The 14,785-nt window shown below is 69.6% G+C and carries 13 protein-coding genes, 1 rRNA gene and 1 riboswitch; of the genes, 12 read left to right on the plus strand and 2 right to left on the minus strand.

Annotation, left to right across the window (positions count from 1 at the left end):
* The 11 genes from rrf to IE244_RS40935 all read left to right on the plus strand — a co-directional run.
* A 5S ribosomal RNA gene (gene rrf, locus IE244_RS40885) occupies positions 1 to 104 on the plus strand; the annotation flags it as partial.
* Positions 105 to 211: 107 nt separating this feature from the next.
* Entirely contained in the window at positions 212 to 820 is a 609-nt protein-coding gene (gene clsA, locus IE244_RS40890) for a cardiolipin synthase ClsA (protein WP_191878653.1), read from the plus strand.
* A 115-nt stretch (positions 821 to 935) separates the two neighbouring features.
* Positions 936 to 3,431: a mannose-1-phosphate guanyltransferase gene (locus IE244_RS40895; protein WP_191878654.1), complete on the plus strand. Its 2,496-nt coding sequence runs from the start codon at positions 936 to 938 to the stop codon at positions 3,429 to 3,431.
* 122 nt (positions 3,432 to 3,553) lie between these two features.
* Positions 3,554 to 4,471 (plus strand): DUF881 domain-containing protein, encoded by a 918-nt coding sequence (locus tag IE244_RS40900; RefSeq protein ID WP_191878655.1) that lies wholly within the window; start codon positions 3,554 to 3,556, stop codon positions 4,469 to 4,471.
* Positions 4,468 to 4,800 (plus strand): small basic family protein, encoded by a 333-nt coding sequence (locus tag IE244_RS40905; RefSeq protein ID WP_031174261.1) that lies wholly within the window; start codon positions 4,468 to 4,470, stop codon positions 4,798 to 4,800. The genes IE244_RS40900 and IE244_RS40905 overlap by 4 nt, the downstream gene beginning before the upstream one ends.
* A gap of 5 nt (positions 4,801 to 4,805) precedes the next feature.
* Positions 4,806 to 5,690: a DUF881 domain-containing protein gene (locus IE244_RS40910; protein ID WP_229854877.1), complete on the plus strand. Its 885-nt coding sequence runs from the start codon at positions 4,806 to 4,808 to the stop codon at positions 5,688 to 5,690.
* Between the two features lie 190 nt (positions 5,691 to 5,880).
* Positions 5,881 to 6,711, plus strand: a complete 831-nt coding sequence (locus IE244_RS40915; protein WP_191878656.1) for a zinc-ribbon and FHA domain-containing protein — start codon at positions 5,881 to 5,883, stop codon at positions 6,709 to 6,711.
* Positions 6,712 to 6,755: 44 nt separating this feature from the next.
* The gene (ftsR, locus tag IE244_RS40920) at positions 6,756 to 7,490 is read left to right on the plus strand and encodes a transcriptional regulator FtsR (protein ID WP_191878657.1); all 735 of its coding nucleotides are present in this window, start codon (positions 6,756 to 6,758) and stop codon (positions 7,488 to 7,490) included.
* Positions 7,491 to 7,576: 86 nt separating this feature from the next.
* Complete coding sequence (locus tag IE244_RS40925; protein WP_026253112.1) at positions 7,577 to 8,050, plus strand: bifunctional nuclease family protein; 474 nt, start codon at positions 7,577 to 7,579, stop codon at positions 8,048 to 8,050.
* A 228-nt stretch (positions 8,051 to 8,278) separates the two neighbouring features.
* Entirely contained in the window at positions 8,279 to 8,923 is a 645-nt protein-coding gene (locus IE244_RS40930) for a MerR family transcriptional regulator (RefSeq protein WP_191878658.1), read from the plus strand.
* Between the two features lie 67 nt (positions 8,924 to 8,990).
* Positions 8,991 to 10,436, plus strand: a complete 1,446-nt coding sequence (locus tag IE244_RS40935; protein ID WP_191878659.1) for a DNA polymerase IV — start codon at positions 8,991 to 8,993, stop codon at positions 10,434 to 10,436.
* On the opposite strand, the gene IE244_RS40940 is transcribed toward IE244_RS40935, so the two are convergent.
* A complete protein-coding gene (locus IE244_RS40940) occupies positions 10,358 to 10,729 on the minus strand; it encodes a PRC-barrel domain-containing protein (protein ID WP_191878660.1) in 372 nt (123 codons plus the stop codon). The genes IE244_RS40935 and IE244_RS40940 overlap by 79 nt on opposite strands.
* A gap of 119 nt (positions 10,730 to 10,848) precedes the next feature.
* Positions 10,849 to 10,943: riboswitch (glycine riboswitch) on the plus strand.
* A gap of 174 nt (positions 10,944 to 11,117) precedes the next feature.
* Between IE244_RS40940 and gcvP the strand changes: the two genes are divergently transcribed.
* Entirely contained in the window at positions 11,118 to 14,003 is a 2,886-nt protein-coding gene (gene gcvP, locus IE244_RS40945; protein WP_191878661.1) for an aminomethyl-transferring glycine dehydrogenase, read from the plus strand.
* A gap of 53 nt (positions 14,004 to 14,056) precedes the next feature.
* On the opposite strand, the gene IE244_RS40950 is transcribed toward gcvP, so the two are convergent.
* A complete protein-coding gene (locus IE244_RS40950; RefSeq protein ID WP_191878662.1) occupies positions 14,057 to 14,476 on the minus strand; it encodes a TOBE domain-containing protein in 420 nt (139 codons plus the stop codon).
* Between the last annotated feature and the right edge of the window lie 309 nt (positions 14,477 to 14,785).

A 14,785-nucleotide genomic window follows, 5' to 3' on the forward strand; every position in this document is an offset into this window, starting at 1 on the left:
GCGTGAGGGAAACGCCCGGTTACATTCCGAACCCGGAAGCTAAGCCTCACAGCGCCGATGGTACTGCAGGGGGGACCCTGTGGGAGAGTAGGACGCCGCCGAACTCCTTTTACAGCTCCGGCTCTTGGGCACTGCCCAGGGGCCGGAGCTTTTTTGCGTTGAGGTAGGGTCAGGGGGCATCGTTGGCTCGTTTCGCACAGGAGGCCCCCGGGTGGAGGTCCAGGAGACCCGTGTCCAGACAGACCGGGTCCTCACCATCCCCAACATCCTCAGCATGGCACGGCTCGTCGGCGTACCCGTCTTCCTGTGGTTGATCCTCAGGCCCGAGTTCGGGGGCCCGAAGAGCGACGGCTGGGCTCTTCTCGTGCTGGCTTTCAGCGGGATCAGTGACTATCTGGACGGCAAGCTCGCCCGGCGTTGGAACCAGATCAGCAACCTCGGCCGGCTCCTCGATCCCGCTGCCGACCGGCTGTACGTACTGTCCACGCTGGTCGGCCTCACCTGGCGGGAGATCCTCCCGGTCTGGCTGACCGCCCTCCTCCTGGCGCGAGAGCTGATGCTCCTGGTGATGGTGGGCATCCTCCGCCGGCACGGGTATCCGCCGCCACAGGTGAACTTCCTCGGCAAGGCCGCCACCTTCAACTTGATGTACGCCTTCCCGCTGCTGCTCCTCAGCGACGGCAGCACCTGGATCGCGTCAGTCGCCTCTGTTTTCGGATGGGCGTTCGCTGGTTGGGGTACAACCCTCTACTGGTGGGCAGGAGTGCTCTACGTGGTACAGGTCCGCCGTTTGGTTCGGGCGGACGCCATGGCCGATTGAGCTCGGCGATTGTCCGGACGTTTACGCCTCGATGGCCCGCGGTGGAAAAGTGCGGGACAATCTGGACGGGTGAAGTCGGCTAGACCGTCGTCTCTTGGAGGAGGACGCTTCCGACATGAAGGCCGTCGTGATGGCCGGGGGCGAAGGCACCCGCCTGCGCCCCATGACCTCTAGCATGCCCAAGCCGCTCCTGCCCGTGGCCAACCGCCCGATCATGGAGCATGTGCTACGGCTGCTCAAAAGGCACGGGCTCACCGAGACCGTGGTCACCGTTCAGTTCCTGGCGTCGCTCGTCAAGAACTACTTCGGTGACGGTGAAGAGCTCGGAATGGAGCTCACCTATGCCAATGAGGAGAAGCCACTCGGTACCGCCGGAAGCGTCAAGAACGCCGAAGAGGCGTTGAAGGACGATGCCTTCCTCGTCATCTCCGGTGATGCCCTGACCGACTTCGACCTCACCGAGCTGATCAATTTCCACAAGGAGAAGGGCGCGCTGGTCACGGTCTGTCTGACCCGGGTGCCCAATCCGCTGGAGTTCGGCATCACCATCGTCGACGAGGAAGGCAAGGTCGAGCGCTTCCTGGAGAAGCCGACCTGGGGGCAGGTCTTCTCCGACACGGTCAACACGGGCATCTATGTGATGGAGCCCGAGGTGTTCAGCTACGTCGAACCCGATGTTCCGGTCGACTGGTCCGGCGACGTCTTCCCGCAGTTGATGAAGGAAGGCAAGCCGATCTACGGCTATGTCGCCGAAGGCTACTGGGAGGACGTCGGCACCCACGAGAGCTACGTGAAGGCTCAGGCCGACGTGCTCGAAGCCAAGGTCAACGTCGACATCGACGGCTTCGAGATCTCCCCCGGTGTGTGGGTGGCGGAAGGCGCAGAGGTACATCCCGACGCCGTACTGCGCGGACCGCTGTACATCGGCGACTACGCGAAGGTCGAGGCCGGCGCGGAAATCCGCGAGCACACGGTCGTCGGCTCGAACGTCGTCGTCAAGAGCGGGGCCTTCCTGCACAAGGCCGTCGTGCACGACAACGTGTACGTGGGGCAGCACAGCAATCTGCGCGGCTGTGTCGTCGGCAAGAACACCGACATCATGCGTGCCGCGCGGATCGAGGACGGCGCGGTCATCGGCGACGAGTGCCTGATCGGCGAGGAATCGATTGTTCAGGGCAACGTCCGCGTCTATCCGTTCAAGACCATCGAGGCCGGTGCCTTCGTCAACACCTCCGTCATCTGGGAGTCCAGAGGGCAGGCCCATCTGTTCGGTGCCCGGGGTGTGTCCGGAATCCTGAACGTGGAGATCACGCCGGAACTGGCCGTGCGGCTGGCCGGCGCCTACGCCACGACGCTGAAGAAGGGCTCCACGGTCACCACGGCCCGCGACCACTCCCGAGGTGCCCGGGCGCTCAAGCGGGCGGTGATCTCGGCGCTGCAGGCCAGCGCCATCGACGTACGCGACCTGGAGAACGTGCCGCTGCCCGTGGCCCGGCAGCAGACCGCGCGGGGCAGTGCCGGCGGCATCATGATCCGGACCTCGCCCGGTGTGCCGGACTCGGTCGACATCATGTTCTTCGACGGCAACGGTGCCGACCTGTCGCAGGGCAGCCAGCGCAAGCTGGACCGGGTGTTCGCGCGACAGGAGTACCGGCGGGCGTTCCCCGGTGAGATCGGCGACCTGTACTTCCCGGCGAGTGTCTTCGACTCGTACACCGGGTCGCTGCTGCGGAACGTCGACACGACCGGGATCGCCGAGTCCGGTCTGAAAGTCGTCGTCGACGCGTCCAACGGCAGCGCCGGGCTCGTGCTGCCGAGCCTGCTCGGCAAGCTCGGTGTGGACTCCCTGACGATCAATCCCGGTCTCGACGAGTCCCGGCCCACGGAGACGGCCGAGATGCGGCGCAACGGTCTGGTGCGGCTCGGCGAGATAGTGGCGTCCTCGGGGGCCGCGTTCGGTGTCCGGTTCGACCCCGTGGGCGAGCGGCTGTCGCTCGTGGACGAGAAGGGCCGGATCATCGAGGACGACCGTGCGCTGCTGGTGATGCTGGACCTGGTGGCCGCTGAGCGGCGCAGCGGGCGCGTGGCGCTGCCGGTGACCACGACCCGGATCGCCGAGCAGGTGGCGGCCTACCACGGCACCCAGGTCGAGTGGACGACGACCTCGCCCGACGACCTCACGCGCGTGGGTGGCGAGGAGGGCACCATCTTCGGCGGTGACGGCAAGGGCGGGTTCATCGTCCCCGAATTCAGCAGCGTCTACGACGGCACGGCGGCCTTCGTACGGCTGATCGGGCTGGTCGCGCGCACGCAGCTCACGCTGAGCCAGATCGACGCGCGGATCCCGCGGGCGCATGTCCTCAAGCGGGACCTGGCCACACCGTGGGCGGTCAAGGGTCTGGTCATGCGGCGGGTGGTCGAGGCGGCCGGCGATCGCTTTGTCGACACGACCGATGGTGTGCGGGTCGTGGAGACGGACGGGCGCTGGGTGATGGTGCTGCCCGACCCGGCCGAGGCCGTCACCCATCTGTGGGCCGAGGGGCCCGACGACGCCTCGGCGCAGGCCCTGCTGGATGAGTGGGCAGCCGTCGTGGACAGCGCCGGGCGGTAAGGCGGGGCACGTCACCGGACGGCAAAACCCACGCACGCGCGCGTGCCGGACAAGTGTCCCCAAGGGGGCCTGTCCGGCACGCCGGTGGGGCCATTCGGCGGTACTGGGCGCGACATGCGACGATGTGCGGCATGCCGCAGCAACCCCCCGTTCGGAGCAGCCCGGCGCGGCCGCAGCGCCCGGACGCCTCCATGTCGTTGATCACCAACGTCATGGACCACAGCCTCGACGACGGGTATGCCGAGGCCGCCGCCCGGAAGAAGTCCCAGGGCGAGGGCGGGCTGCCCAGGACCCTGCGGGCGAAGCTGGGCCTTGCGGCGGGGCTCGTCCTCGCGGCGCTGGTCGTGACCGTCGGGGCGGCCCAGACGCGGGCGGCGGCGCCCGTGGTGGCGAAGGAGCACCAGGAGCTGATCGGCCGCATCGACAGCGAGACCGCGGCCGCGGACAAGCTGGAGGGAACCGTCGACGAGCTTCGGGACGAGGTCGGTGCACGCCAGCGGGCGGCGCTGAAGTCGAGTGGCGGCAGCGCGCGGGCGGACCTGGTGGACGTGCTGTCGGGTGCCACCGCGGTCCATGGGCCGGGGGTCAAGCTCGTCGTGAACGACGCCAAGGAGGCCAGCTCCGGCGGTGACGGCACGAACCCCCGGGAGACCTCGGGGTTCTCCGACACCGGGCGTGTGCGTGACCGGGACATGCAGCGCGTGGTCAACGGGCTGTGGGAGTCGGGCGCGGAGGCCGTCTCCGTCAATGGGCAGCGGCTGACCGCGCTGTCCGCGATAAGGGCCGCGGGGGACGCGATACTGGTCGACAACAGGCCGCTGGTGCCGCCGTACACCGTGCTGGCGGTGGGAGACGGGAGCAGGTTGGGCGACGCGTTCCAGAACAGCGCCGACGGCTTGTACCTGCATGCGCTGGAGCAGGACTTCGGTATCCGCGCCACCATCTCCACCGAGGGTGACCTGCGGTTGCCCGCCGCCCCGAGTGTGATCGTACGTATAGCGCAGCCGAGCACCGAGAAGACTGAGAAGGGCACATCGTGATCGCCGTACTGGGCCTCGTCGTGGGAGTCGTGGCCGGCCTGTTGGTCCGGCCCGAGGTTCCGGCGGTCGTCGAGCCTTATCTGCCGATTGCCGTCGTGGCGGCGCTGGACGCCGTGTTCGGTGGCGTGCGGGCCATGCTCGACGGCATCTTCGACGACAAGGTCTTCGTGGTGTCGTTCCTGTCGAACGTCGTCGTCGCCGCCCTGATCGTCTTCCTCGGTGACAAGTTGGGCGTCGGTGCGCAGCTGTCCACGGGTGTCGTCGTGGTGCTCGGTATCCGGATCTTCTCCAACGCCGCGGCGATCCGGCGGCACGTGTTCCGGGCGTGAGATCGATGAGCGAACAGAACGAGCACAACGAGCAGCCGGAGAACCGGGATAAGTCAGATATTCCGGGCGGTCCGGACAGGCCTGAGAACAGGCTGCGCAAGGAGCTGCCCGAGGAGGTGCCCGCGCGGGCACCGGGGCCGGCGCCCGAGCCGGCGGCGCAGGAGTCGCTGACCGGCCGGCAGCGGCTGGTCAAGGGGCTGTGGCCGCCGCGGGTCACCCGGGCCCAACTCATCGTCGCCCTGCTGCTGTTCGGCCTGGGCTTCGGCCTGGCGGTGCAGGTGGCGTCCAACAGTGACAGCGACAGCGCGCTGCGCGGCGCACGCCAGGAAGATCTTGTTCGCATCCTCGATGAACTGGATTCGCGCACTCAGCGTCTTGATGACGAGAAGCAGGGACTCGAAAAACAGCGCCAGGAACTGCAGAGCAGCTCAGACCAGGCCGCGGAGGCCCGCAAGCAGACGGCCGAGAAGGAGAAGCAACTCGGCATTCTGGCGGGCACCGTGGCGGCGCAGGGTCCCGGCATCACGATGACGATCGAGGACACGAAGGGGACGGTCAAGGCGGACATGCTGCTCGACGCGATCCAGGAGTTGCGCGCGGCCGGTGCGGAGGCGATCCAGGTCAACGGGGTACGGGTGGTGGCGGGCAGCTACTTCACGGACTCCGGCAAGAGTGTCGCCGTCGACGGGAACAAGATCAACGCTCCCTATCGTTTCAAGGTCATCGGCAAGCCGCAGGACCTGGAGCCGGCGTTGAACATCCCGGGCGGCGTGGTGCAGACGCTGGAGAAGGAGCAGGCCACGGCTACCGTCGAGCAGTCGGACAAGATCGTTGTCGACGCCTTGCGACAGGCGAAGCGGCCTGACTACGCTCGGTCGTCCTCGCAGTGAACCGGTGGTGCATGGGGGACGTCCGGCAGGGGCATGAGGTTGCGGGGGGTCGGCGCACCGAAGGGGTGGCGCGTGGTGGAAACTGTCTGGTGGATACGGACGTTGTGAGAATGTCCGGCTCGGCCGGTGTAGGCAATCAGGGTTCGTCCTGCCCCACGGGCGGGTCTGTTTCGGTCAAGGGGAATCGCCCGTGAAGTTGTTTGCGAAGTTGTTCGGCAAGAGCGCACGAGAGGGCAGCGGCAACGCGACCGCCCGGCATCGCGCACAGCCTGACGCGGAGGGCCAGCGCCCGCTGTTCCGGGACCAGGTCGCTGGTCCGGGCGGTGACATTTCCGGAGGTCAGAACGGGGCGTCGGTTGACCCTGCCCAGTCCGGCGGCATAGGTTTCGGGCAACCGTCAGCCTCAGGTGCGGGCGGGGGACACGCCCCCGGTCCGTACGCGTCCAACGCCCCTGCGGGGCAGCCGCAGCAGGAGGATCCGTCCATGTCGGCCCTGGTGTGTACGAGGTGCGGTAACCGCAATGCGGAGAACGCGCGCTTCTGCTCCAACTGTGGTGCGCCGCTGCGCCCGGGAGTGGCGCCGGAGCGTGCCTCCGAGACGACGTCCACGATCTCGATCTCCGGTCTCGAGGCCTACGACGCCGAGGTGACCGGTCAGACGCAGATGCCGATGCTGTCGCCGGAGGCGCAGGCCGCGGTGGACGCGCTGCCGCTGGGTTCGGCGCTGCTGGTGGTGCGCCGGGGACCGAACTCGGGCAGTCGCTTCCTGTTGGACAGCGACCTGACCACGGCCGGCCGGCACCCGCAGAGCGACATCTTCCTGGACGACGTCACGGTCTCGCGCCGGCACGTGGAGTTCCGGCGCTCGCCGGACGGCTCGTTCACCGTGGCGGACGTGGGCAGTCTGAACGGCACGTACGTCAACCGCGAGCGGATCGACCAGGTCGCGCTGTCGAACGGTGACGAGGTGCAGATCGGCAAGTACCGGCTGGTGTTCTACGCGAGCCGGCAGGGCATCTGACCCGCCCCCGGACCGGCGTCCGGGAGGATTCCCAGGGAAGGTCCATGCTTCAAACACCGAGCGGCGGTGCCGGAAGCGGTACCGCCGCCAGGGACAGGCTGATGAGCATCGGCACGGTGCTGAACGTGCTGCGCGACGAGTTTCCCGAAGTCACCATCTCCAAGATCCGCTTTTTGGAGTCCGAGGGGCTCATCGAGCCGCAGCGGACCCCGTCGGGGTACCGCAAGTTCAGCGCCGGGGATGTCGAACGCCTGGCTCATGTGCTGAGGATGCAGCGGGACCACTATCTGCCGCTCAAGGTGATCCGTGAGCGGCTGGACGCGATAGAGCGGGGCGAGGCCGTCCCGCCGCCCGTCGTGGGGCGTCAGCGCACCGCGGAGGACGTCGCCGAGCCGCCCGGGGAGCGTACGGTGGCCCGCGTGGGCAAGGACGAGCTGCTGGCGGCCGCGGAGATCGACGAGGGCGCTCTGAAGGAGTGGGAGTCGTACGGCCTCATCGCTCCCCTGGAGGGCGGGGTGTACGACGCCGAGGCCGTCACCGTGGCCTCCCTCGTCGCCGAGCTGGGCCGGTTCGGGATCGAGCCGCGCCACCTTCGGGTGATGAAGGCCGCCGCCGACCGCGAGGCCGGGCTCGTCGACCAGGTGGTCGCCCCGCTCAAGCGCCATCGCAACCCGCAGACCAGGGCGCATGCCGAGGCCCGTGCGAAAGAGCTGGCGGCGCTCACCGTGAAGCTGCACGCGGCACTGGTGCAGACCGCTCTGGGCGTGCGGCTGCCCTGAGGGCCGGCGGGGTTCGGAGTGCCGGATCGGCCACCTGTTCCCGGCCCGACTACCCAAACATCCCGGGCACGGCCTAGGGTTGCTGTGTGAACGAGCTCGATGTCGTAGGTGTCCGGGTCGAAATGCCCTCCAACCAACCGATCGTGCTCCTGCGCGAAGTGGGAGGCGACCGTTACCTCCCCATCTGGATCGGGCCGGGGGAGGCGACGGCGATCGCCTTCGCCCAGCAGGGCATGGCCCCCGCCAGGCCGCTGACCCACGACCTGTTCAAGGACGTGCTGGAGGCCGTCGGCCAGGAGCTGACCGAAGTACGCATCACCGATCTGCGGGAAGGCGTCTTCTACGCGGAGCTGGTCTTCGCCAGCGGCGTCGAGGTCAGCGCCCGCCCCTCCGATGCCATAGCGCTGGCCCTGCGCACCGGCACGCCGATCTATGGCAGCGACACGGTGCTGGACGACGCCGGTATCGCGATTCCGGACGAGCAGGAGGACGAGGTGGAGAAGTTCCGCGAGTTCCTCGACCAGATCTCGCCCGAGGACTTCGGCACCAGCAGCCAGTGATCGCGAGGGGCCGGCCGGTGCCGGCCCTGGTGAGGCGGGCATGTGCCACCGGCCAGTAAGGGCGTCCTACGGCCTCCCCCGAGAGCATTCGGCTAGCCTTTCCCCGCGGTGGGACACGGGAAACCACTCCTAGGGTGATTATCACTCGGCGTGCCGAGTGTGGCGATCGTTGACGCACCCCTGGTGACTGCCTACCGTCGTGAGGGCAGGTCAAGGACGGAGGTCGGCGTGAGAACCAGCGGCGACGGTACGGCTGGGGGTGCCCCCGTGCGCGGTTTCGGGGAGAGCGGTCCGTACCCGGTTCACAGCAGCGCGGTGGATCACGCTCCGCAACGGCCGACGGCAGTGCCGAACGGCGGAGGGGCGGCGTCCATGACGTCGGAAGAGATCGGTTACCGCGGGCCGACGGCCTGTGCGGCGGCGGGGATCACCTACCGGCAGCTCGACTACTGGGCGCGCACCGGTCTGGTCGAGCCGAGCGTGCGGCCCGCCTACGGGTCGGGCACCCAGCGGCTGTACAGCTTCCGGGACGTGGTCGTCCTGAAGATCGTGAAGCGGTTCCTGGACACCGGGGTCTCGCTGCAGAACATCCGCACGGCCGTGCAGCACCTCAGGGAACGCGGTTTCCGCGATCTGGAGCGGATGACCTTGATGAGCGACGGTGCCACGGTCTACGAGTGCACCTCGCCCGACGAGGTCCACGCCCTGCTCCAGGGAGGTCAGGGCATCTTCGGCATCGCCGTCGGGGTGGTGTGGCGGGACGTGGAAAGCGCACTCTCCCAGCTGCACGGCGAGCGCATCGACACGGGCGAGACCCTCGTCGGGAACAACCCCGCGGACGAGCTGGCGCGGCGCCGCAACCGGGCGGTCTGACCTCCGGGCTCACCGGGCACCCTCCAGCACCACGGCGTTGTCAGTGCCGTGGTGCAGCATCGGAGATGTGAGAAACGCGCCCACGATCCTGCATCTCGACATGGATGCCTTCTACGCCTCGGTGGAGCAGGCATCCAAGCCGAGCCTGCGCGGGAAGGCGGTCGTCGTGGGCGGCCTCGGGCCACGCGGAGTGGTGGCCACGGCGTCGTACGAGGCGCGGGTCTTCGGGGTGCACTCGGCGATGCCCATGGCCCAGGCCCGCCGGCTGGCGCCCAATGCCGCCTATCTGGTGCCGCGCTTCAGCGTGTACCGGTCCATCAGCGAGCAGGTGATGGCGCTGCTGCGGGAGCTGTCACCGCTGGTGGAGCCGCTCAGCCTGGACGAGGCGTTCGTGGACCTGGAGGCCGGTGGGACGGCCGGGGACGCGGAGTCGGCGCGGCTGGCCGGGACCAAGCTGCGCGCGGACATCCGGGCGGTCACCGGACTCACCGGGTCGGTGGGGCTCGCGGCCTCCAAGATGCTCGCCAAGATCGCCTCCGAGCAGGCCAAGCCGGACGGTCTGGTGCTCATCGAGCCGGGGTCGGAGCGGGCGCTGCTGGGGCCGATGCCGGTGCGGACCCTGCCGGGGGTCGGGCCGGCCACGGGGGACCATCTGCGCAGAGCCGGGATCACGACCGTCGGGGAGCTGGCCGAGGCGGGCGAGGACGAACTGGTCCGGCTGCTGGGCAAGGCCCACGGGCACGCGCTGTACGCCATGGCGCTGGCCCGGGACGAGCGGCCCGTGGTGGCCGAGCGCGAGGCGAAGTCCGTGTCGGTCGAGGACACCTACGACGTGGACATCCACGACCGGCTGCGCATCGGCCTGGAGGTGCAGCGGCTCGCCGACCGCTGTGTGCGGCGGCTGCGCGAGGCCGGGCTGTCGGGGCGCACCATCGTGCTGAAGGTGCGCAGGTACGACTTCTCGACCCTGACCCGCTCCGAGACGCTCAGAGGGCCCACGGACGATCCGGCGGTCGTACGGGAGGCGGCCGCCCGGCTGCTGGACTCGGTGGACACCACGGGCGGGGTACGGCTGCTGGGCGTGGGGGTGTCCGGGCTCGCCGACTACACCCAGGAGGACCTGTTCGCGCAGGCGTTGCCCTCGCGGGCGGCGGAGGTGCCGGAGGAGGCCGTGGCCGAGGCCGTCGTGGAGCGGCCCGAGCCTGTCGAACGGCACTGGCGTGCCGGGCAGGATGCGCGGCACGCCGAGTACGGGCACGGGTGGGTGCAGGGCAGTGGGCTGGGGCGGGTGACCGTGCGGTTCGAGACACCGCAGTCCCCTCCGGGGCGGGTGCGGACGTTCTCTGTCGACGATCCCGCGCTGGAGCAGGCTGATCCGCTGCCGTTGGTGACGGGTCCCTCCGATCCGCCAGCGGCGGTTGCGCCGGCCGGGGCTCAGGCCTCCTCCGAGCCCGCCAGCTTGCCGAAGTCGTGGTCGGGGACGGCGGGGGGTGGGGCCACGTCCAGGCCGTAGTGGTGGTAGAGCTGGAGTTCCTGCTCGGGGGAGAGGTGGCGGCCGACGCCGAAGTCGGGGGCGTCCTTGATCAGGGAGCGGTCGAAGGGGACGTGGAGGGAGCCTTCGACCAGTTCGCTGGGCTCCAGGGGGACGAAGGCGTCCCGGGAGAACAGGCCGGTGCGTATGGCCGCCCACTCGGGCACGCCGGTCGCGTCGTCGAGGTAGACCTCGTCGATGGTGCCGATCTTGGTGCCAGTGCGGTCGAACGCCTTGCGGCCGATCAGGTTGCGCGGATCGATCTCGGTCTGCACGGTCCCTCTCCCTCCACTTGGTCGCAACTCATCCGTAAGCACTACGAAAGAGCACATTCAAGGAGGCGGCCACTCGAAGGCTCGGGCGTTGACCTCGCTGGTAGGCTGACAGCGGCTGCTGACCCCGTGCGGGAGAGTCCTCCGACCACCTCGGAGGCGCCGAAGGAGCAAATCCTCCCCGGAATCTCTCAGGCTCACGTACCGCACGGACGAGGTCACTCTGGAAAGCAGGGCGGGTGTCGACGGCTTCCGCTCTCACCGACGGTGAAAGCCGGGGCTCTCGGGCACCCGGTGAAGCTCTCAGGTTGAGATGACAGAGGGGGAGGCCGTCCGGGCACCCGCGCCGTGGTGCCCTTCGAAGGTCGCGTCAGACCAGGAGGCCTCCGCAATGACCGCCCACCGCATTCCGCTCTCGGAACTCGAAGCGGGTATCCCCTTCGAGCAGCGCCACATCGGGCCCGACCAGGAGGCGCGGGCCAAGATGCTCGCGCACGTCGGCTACGGTTCCCTCGACGAGCTGACCGCCGCCGCGGTCCCGGATGTGATCAAGAACGCCGACGCCCTCGACCTGCCGGGCGCCCGCACCGAGGCCGAGGTCCTCGCCGAGCTGCGCTCGCTCGCCGACCGCAACCAGGTCCTGGACTCCATGATCGGCCTGGGCTACTACGGCACGTTCACCCCGCCGGTCATCCTGCGCAACGTCATGGAGAACCCGGCCTGGTACACGGCCTACACGCCGTACCAGCCGGAGATCTCCCAGGGGCGGCTGGAAGCCCTGCTGAACTTCCAGACCGTGGTCGCCGACCTCACGGGTCTGCCCACCTCCGGCGCCTCGCTGCTCGACGAGGGCACGGCCGCCGCCGAGGCGATGGCCCTGTCCCGCCGCATGGGCAGGAACAAGAAGGGTCTGTTCCTGATCGACGCGGACGCGCTGCCGCAGACCATCGCCGTCATCGAGACGCGCGCGGAGCCGACCGGTGTGGAGGTCGTCGTCGCCGACCTCAGCGAGGGCATTCCGGCCGAGATCGCCGAGCGCGAGATCAACGGCGTGCTGCTCCAGTACCCGGGCGCCTCCGGTGCCGTACGGGACATCAAGCCGGTCATCGACCAGGCGCACGAGCTGGGCGCCCTGGTCACCGTGGCCGCCGACCTGCTCGCGCTGACGCTGCTGACCTCGCCGGGCGAGCTGGGCGCGGACATCGCCGTCGGTACGACCCAGCGTTTCGGTGTCCCGATGGGCTTCGGCGGTCCGCACGCGGGCTACATGGCCGTGCACGAGAAGTTCGCGCGCAGCCTGCCCGGCCGCCTGGTCGGCGTCTCGGTCGACGCGGACGGCAACAAGGCCTACCGGCTCGCGCTGCAGACCCGTGAGCAGCACATCCGCCGGGAGAAGGCCACCAGCAACATCTGCACGGCGCAGGTGCTGCTCGCTGTGATGGCCGGCATGTACGCCGTCTACCACGGGCCGGAGGGCCTGCGGGCCATCGCCCGGCGCACGCACCGGTACGCCACGATCCTCGCCGCGGGCCTGAAGGCCGGCGGTGTCGAGATCGTCCACGGCGCCTACTTCGACACCCTCACCGCGCGTGTGCCCGGCAGGGCCGCCGAGGTCGTGGACGCCGCCCGGGCGGGCGGCGTCAACCTGCGGCTCGTCGACGCCGACCACGTCTCCCTCGCCTGTGACGAGACGACCAAGCGGGCTCAGCTGGCCGCCGTCTTCTCCGCCTTCGGTGTCGAGGGCGACATCGAGGCCCTCGACACGAGCGCCGAGGACACCCTCCCCGAGGCGCTGCTGCGCACCGACGTCTACCTGACCCACCCGGTCTTCCACCAGCACCGCTCCGAGACCGCGATGCTGCGCTACCTGCGCAGGCTTGCCGACCGGGACTACGCGCTCGACCGCGGCATGATCCCGCTGGGCTCCTGCACCATGAAGCTCAACGCGACCACGGAGATGGAGCCGGTCACCTGGCCCGAGTTCGGCCAGCTGCACCCCTTCGCGCCCGCCGAGCAGGTCGGGGGCTACCTCACGCTCATCCGTGAGCTGGAGGAACGTCTCGCCGAGGTCACCGGCTACGACAAGGTCTCCCTCCAGCCGAACGCCGGTTCCCAGGGCGAGCTGGCAGGTCTGCTGGCGGTGCGCGGCTACCACCGCGCCAACGGCGACGAGCAGCGCACCGTCTGTCTGATCCCGTCCTCCGCGCACGGCACCAACGCCGCCAGCGCCGTGATGGCCGGCATGAAGGTCGTCGTCGTCAAGACCGCCGAGGACGGCGAGATCGACGTCGAGGACCTGCGCGCCAAGATCGAGCAGTACCGCGAAGAGCTGGCGGTGCTGATGATCACCTACCCGTCGACGCACGGCGTCTTCGAGGAGCACGTCGCCGACATCTGCGCCCAGGTGCACGAGGCCGGCGGCCAGGTGTACGTCGACGGCGCCAACCTCAACGCCCTGGTGGGCCTCGCCAAGCCGGGCCACTTCGGCGGTGACGTCTCCCACCTCAACCTGCACAAGACCTTCTGCATCCCGCACGGCGGCGGCGGTCCCGGCGTCGGTCCGGTCGCGGTCCGCGGGCACCTGGCGCCGTACCTGCCGAACCACCCGCTGCAGCCGGCCGCGGGCCCGGAGACGGGCGTCGGCCCGATCTCGGCCGCCCCGTGGGGCTCCGCGGGCATCCTGCCGATCTCGTGGGCGTACGTCCGCCTCATGGGCGGCGAGGGCCTCAAGCGTGCCACGCAGGTCGCCGTGCTCTCGGCGAACTACGTCGCCAAGCGCCTGGAGCCGCACTTCCCGGTGCTCTACACCGGCCCCGGCAACCTGGTCGCGCACGAGTGCATCATCGACCTGCGCCCGCTGACCAAGTCGACCGGCGCGAGCGTCGACGACGTGGCCAAGCGCCTGATCGACTACGGCTTCCACGCGCCGACGATGTCCTTCCCGGTGGCCGGCACGCTGATGATCGAGCCGACCGAGTCGGAGGACCTCGCCGAGCTGGACCGGTTCTGCGACGCGATGATCGCCATCCGCGCCGAGATCGAGAAGGTCGGTACGGGCGAGTGGCCGGCGGAGGACAACCCGCTGCGCAACGCCCCGCACACCGCTGCCGCGCTCGGCGGTGAGTGGACGCACTCCTACAGCCGTGAGGAGGCCGTCTTCCCGGCCGGGGTCTCGGCCGCCGACAAGTACTGGCCGCCGGTGCGCCGTATCGACCAGGCCTTCGGCGACCGCAACCTGGTGTGCTCCTGCCCGCCGCTGGACGCGTACGAGGACTGAGCGAGCGGTGTTTCCAGGGCCCCGTCCGGTTTCCGGGCGGGGCCCTCGCCGTGTCAGGCCGTCGCCAGCGCCACTTCCGTGGACTTGATCAGGGCGACCACGGAGGCGCCCTGGGCGAGGCCCAGGTCGGTGGCCGAGTCCTTGGTGATGGCCGAGGTCACCGAACCGCCGTCGATCGCGATCTTCACCGTGGCCATGGCGCCGCCGGTCGCGATGCCGGTGACGGTGCCCGGCAGCTGGTTGCGGATCGAGACGCGGTCGATCGGCGCCGTGGCGAGGGAGACCTCGGTGGACTTCACCAGGGCCCGCACCGAGGAGCCCTCTGCCAGGCCGAGGTCGCGGACGGCCTCCAGGGTGATCGCCGCGGTCAGGTCCTGACCGCCGTCCAGACGGATCCTCACGGTGGCCATGGCCTCGCCCGGCTGGATCGCGGTGACCGTGCCGGGGAGCTGGTTGCGGATGCTCAGGGTCATGGGCACTCACGGTAGAGCGCCTGCCCGATCAGGCCGGGTACGCAGGTGTCCGCGCCGCTCCGACCATCGCCCGGACGGATGCGCCGAGGCCCGGAGGGAGATGGCCGTGAAGCCCCGGTCGCGAAAGACCGCACGGACCCGCCGTCAGGCCGACGGCAGGCCCGGCACCAGCCAGGCGGCCGTCGCCGCTGTGGCGCTGACCAGGGGCGGTGGGGCGCTCGTTCCGACGTGGCGGCGCCGCGGCCGGGCCGTGCGGGGGCCGGTCGCGGCGTCGGTCTCGTGGAGCGGGGTCACGGCTTGAGGAACCCG

It is taken from the genome of Streptomyces filipinensis (assembly GCF_014649495.1).
Taxonomy (GTDB): Bacteria; Actinomycetota; Actinomycetes; order Streptomycetales; family Streptomycetaceae; genus Streptomyces; species Streptomyces filipinensis.

What these genes read in the sequence shown, in the direction of transcription:
- gcvP (WP_191878661.1), top strand. Translation starts at nt 11,118, where the DNA reads ATGACCGCCCACCGCATTCCGCTCTCGGAACTCGAAGCGGGTATCCCC.
- IE244_RS40950 (WP_191878662.1), bottom strand. Translation starts at nt 14,476, where the DNA reads ATGACCCTGAGCATCCGCAACCAGCTCCCCGGCACGGTCACCGCGATC.
- IE244_RS40910 (WP_229854877.1), top strand. Translation starts at nt 4,806, where the DNA reads ATGAGCGAACAGAACGAGCACAACGAGCAGCCGGAGAACCGGGATAAG.
- IE244_RS40900 (WP_191878655.1), top strand. Translation starts at nt 3,554, where the DNA reads ATGTGCGGCATGCCGCAGCAACCCCCCGTTCGGAGCAGCCCGGCGCGG.
- ftsR (WP_191878657.1), top strand. Translation starts at nt 6,756, where the DNA reads ATGCTTCAAACACCGAGCGGCGGTGCCGGAAGCGGTACCGCCGCCAGG.
- IE244_RS40895 (WP_191878654.1), top strand. Translation starts at nt 936, where the DNA reads ATGAAGGCCGTCGTGATGGCCGGGGGCGAAGGCACCCGCCTGCGCCCC.